The sequence below is a fragment of the Micromonospora sp. NPDC002411 genome (assembly GCF_053592955.1).
Genome location: NZ_JBSFBM010000478.1, coordinates 1 through 3,897, shown reverse-complemented (window position 1 = coordinate 3,897; position 3,897 = coordinate 1). Strand labels below are relative to the sequence as shown.

The following is a 3,897-nucleotide window of genomic DNA, read 5'->3' as shown; positions in this document are numbered from 1 at the left end:
GCTCGGCCCGATGCAGTCGATGGTGGCCACCCTCGGTGGCGCGCTCTTCGGCGGCCACCTCGGCGTACCCGGTCACCCCGCGCGCGGCGGCGTGCTCGGCGTTCTCGAGAACCAGCAGCGCGGCTCCCTCGGCCAGCACGAAACCGCTGCGGGAGGTGTCGAACGGCCGGCTGGCGCGGGTCGGGTCGGCGCCGGCGCGGGCCAGGGCCCGCGCGTTGCCGAAGGTGTCCGCGAAGGTCGGGAAGAGCGGCGCCTCACTGGCCCCGCAGAGCACCACGTCGGCCTCCCCGGTCGCGATCAGCCGGACCGCGTCGGCGACCGCCTGCGCGCCGGAGGCGCAGGCGGTGCCGACCGACGAGCTGTAGCCCCGGATGTTGTGCGCGATGGCGATCCGCGCCGCCGGCATGTTCGGCAGGATCCCGGTGAGCAGGTACGGGCTGACCGCCGCCCGACCCCGGGCCGCGCGGGCCAGCACCTGCGCCTCCAGCGTGGCCATCCCGCCGACCCCTCCGACGATCACACCGATCCGCTCGGGGTCGACGTCGCGGCCCACCTCGATGCCGGCGTCGGCGAGCGCGTCGGCGGCGGCGAGCAGAGCGAGCACCACGATCCGGTCCAGCACCCGGGTCTCCGGCCCGGAGGCGACGGTGCGCGGGTCGATGTCGGGCAGCAGGCCGGCGACGTCCAGCGACTGCGCCGCGGGGTGCCCGTCGGGCGGGCGGGTCAGCCCGGAACGCCCGGTGGTCAGCGCCTCGAAGGTCTCCTCGACACCCCTCCCGACCGGAGTGAACAGACCCATCCCGGTGATCAGGGCGCTCACGCCGCCACTCCGCTTCGCTCCGCGCCGGCGTGAGACTCCACGCTGCTGAGCTGCCTGATTCGCTCGCTCCGCTCGCTCATGAGACCGCCTCGGTGAGGTAACGCTCCCGCAGGACCACCTTGCGGACCTTGCCGGTCACGGTGACCGGGATGTCGGCGGAGCGCACCGGCACGACCCGACGCAACGTTGCGCCGACGTCCGGGCCGAGGGCCGTCCGGACCCGCTCGGTGCGGTCCTCTGCCTCGTCGACGCCAGCGGCCAACTCCAACAACACGTCGGTGACCACCTGGCCGGCCTCGGCGACGATCACCACGGTGCAGTCGGTGACGTCTGGGCAGGCGGCGAGGATCCGCTCCTCGCTCAACGCGGTGTAGAGGCGTCGCCCGTCACCGGTCTCCACCGAGTCCACCGCCCGGTCCAGGTGGTAGTAACGGCCGTCGGCGTCGGCGCGGACCAGGTCGCCGGTCAGATACCAGCCGCGCTGACGGAACCGGTACGTGGTGGCCGAGTCGTTCCAGTAGCCACGGAACAGCGACGGCGAGTCGATGCCGAGGAAACCCACCTCACCTGTCGGCACCGGTTCACCGTCGGCGTCGAGGACCGCGACGGTGGCGAACCGGTACGGGCGGCCGATGCAACGGCCGTACCGGTCGGTGTCGGCGCGGTGCGTGATGTGGAACATCGAATGCCCCATCTCGCTGGAGCCCAGCCCGTCGATGAAGACCGAACCGGGCACCTTCGCCACCCCGGCGCGGGTGACGGTGTCGCGCCAGCCGACGGCGACGAGGCGACGGATGTGCGGCTCGTGCGACGCGTCGCCGGTGTTGAACCACAGCCGCACCGAGTCCAGGTCGTACCCGGACAGGTCGAAGCGGGCCAACTCGGCCCAGGTGACCGAGAAGCCGAACACGCCGTCGGGATGCCACCGTTGGATGGCGTCGAGCACCCGCTCACCATCCTGCTCGGACAAGAGCAGCATCTCCGCGGAGTTGCCCAGCGCCTGGTTGACCATCAACACCGTCGCGGTGTGCGGGGCCGGCAACGCGTTGAGGATCCGGTGGGTGCCCTGCGCCTGGGGCATGGTGAGCAGGTGCCGGGTGGCGGCGAAGAGGCTGGCGTGCGAGTGCAGCACCGCCTTGGGCACCCCGGTCGTCCCGGAGGTGTGGGTGATCACGATCGGGTCGTCCGGGTGGTGCCGGTAGTGCGCCGGGGCAGCGGACGGGTCGCCGGTGCCGGCCTGCGCGGGGGTGCCGAGCAGCGGTACGCCGAGGTCGTGCCCGGCCAGCAGCGCGGTGTGCTCGTCGTCGGCGAGTACACCGACGCCCCGCAGCCGGCGGATGTACTCGGCGGCGATCTCCGGGCGGAGCTTGCCGTTCATCAGCGCCGGAATGGCGCCGAGCCGGGCCAGCGCGAGGTAGCTGAGCACCATGTCGGCGGCGGCGGTGGCCCAGACGGCGACCGGGTCACGCGGGCGTACCCCGCGCTCGTGCAGCCAGGCGGCGCGGGCGGCGACCCGCTCGTCGAGCCGGCCCAGCGTGAGCGGTGTCTCGGCCGGGTGCCCGTCGACGGCGGTGTCGAACGTCAGCCCGGGTCCGTCCGGGTCGGCGCCGTGCGCCAACACCCGGGCCAGGACGTTGCCCGCGCCGACCTCGGGGTCGGCGGCCAGGGCAGCGCGTAGTCCTCGTTTCCTCATGGTCGTCCTTCTCCCCCCAGCAGCACCGCGACCGCCTCGGTAGGCGCGTCGGGTGCCTGTTCGATCAGGATCAGCAACACCTCGTCGGCGTCGCCGTCGTCGCGTAGCAGGTCCGCCTCGGCGACGCCGTCGGCGTGCGGGTCACCGGTCGGGCTCAGGCAGACCACCGGACCGCGCAGTCCCCAGCGGGCCGCGACGTGCCCGGCGACGCTGTTGGGCACGGACTGGAAGAAGAACAGCGGCCCGATTCGTCCGCCGTCCTCGACGGTCGCCCGTACGTGCTCCGCGCTGACGCGGTCGCCACTGGCGCTGACCAGCACGATCCCGGTCCGCACTCCGACGGGCACCCCCGCCGTCCCGTACCGCCGCCGCAGGCACCGTTCCGCCACCGCCACCACCACGGGCGCGAACTGCGAGGACACGAAGCCCGGGACTCCCGGCGCCGGCCCGTCGTCTCCGGCCTCCGGCCACCGTGCCCGCGCCAACACGCCCGGCTCTGTCCGGAACCCGCTCACCTGGTCGGGTGCGTCGGTGCGGGCACCGGACGATCGCTGGAACCCGGCGGCGGTCACGGCGCGCCGACCAGCAGTGCGGTGTTGGCGCCGCCGAACGCCGCGTTGAGGGTCAACGCGTGGGTAGCTGTCGTCCGGCGGGGCTGGTCGGTGATGACGTCCAGCGGGCAGGCCTCGTCCGGGGCCAGCCAACCGGCGTTGACCGGCAGGTCGCCGTCCCGGAGCGCGAACGCGGTGACCACGAGTTCGAGCAGCCCGGACGCCTCCAACGCGTGCCCGTGCACCGACTTGGTGGAGCTGACCGGCACCTGCGCCGCGTGCCCACCGAGGGCCCGGCGCAGGGCGGCGGCCTCGGCGGCGTCGCTCTGTGGTGTGCCGGTGGCGTTGGCGTTGACGTAACCGACGGCCTGGGGTGGCAGCCCGGCCCGGCGCAGCGCGGCGTCGACGGCACGGGCCAGCCCGGCCCCGGTCGGGTCCGGTTGGCACGGGTGGAAGGCGTCCCCGGCCCGCCCCCAGCCGGCGACGGTGGCCAGCGGTTCGGTCCCGTGCCGACGCCCGGCGCTGGATTCCAGGACCACGGCGGCCACCCCGTCGCCGAGCAGCAACCCCCGCCGGTGGGCGCTGAACGGGCGGACCGCACCGTCGACCGCGAGGGCTCGACCGGCGTCGAAGAGCGCGAACTGGTCGGACTCCACCAGGTATCCGGCGGCGACCACCACCCGGTCGACGTCACCCCGGGCGATCAGTGTCGCCGCGTCGGCCACCGCCGTGCTCGCCCGCACGGGCCGCAGCGCGGCACCACGGCGTGCCAGCTGCACATGCGCCAGTTCAAGGACGGCGAGACGATCGACATCGAGCCGTGGCGGGCCAGC

General features: G+C 74.0%; 4 protein-coding genes. All 4 read right to left on the bottom strand.

What is annotated here, in order from left to right:
- On the bottom strand, window positions 1-820 hold an 820-nt coding region (locus ACWCO3_RS32540), incomplete at its 3' end, for a beta-ketoacyl synthase N-terminal-like domain-containing protein (RefSeq protein WP_450013749.1).
- Window positions 821-896: 76 nt separating this feature from the next.
- Entirely contained in the window at window positions 897-2,513 is a 1,617-nt protein-coding gene (locus tag ACWCO3_RS32535; protein ID WP_450013747.1) for a class I adenylate-forming enzyme family protein, read from the bottom strand.
- A complete protein-coding gene (locus ACWCO3_RS32530) occupies window positions 2,510-3,028 on the bottom strand; it encodes a beta-ketoacyl synthase chain length factor (RefSeq protein WP_145785626.1) in 519 nt (172 codons plus the stop codon). Before ACWCO3_RS32530 ends, ACWCO3_RS32535 begins: the two co-directional genes overlap by 4 nt.
- 53 nt (window positions 3,029-3,081) lie before the next feature.
- Window positions 3,082-3,897, bottom strand: an 816-nt coding sequence (locus ACWCO3_RS32525) for a beta-ketoacyl synthase N-terminal-like domain-containing protein (protein WP_450013745.1), incomplete at its 5' end; no start/stop codon positions are given.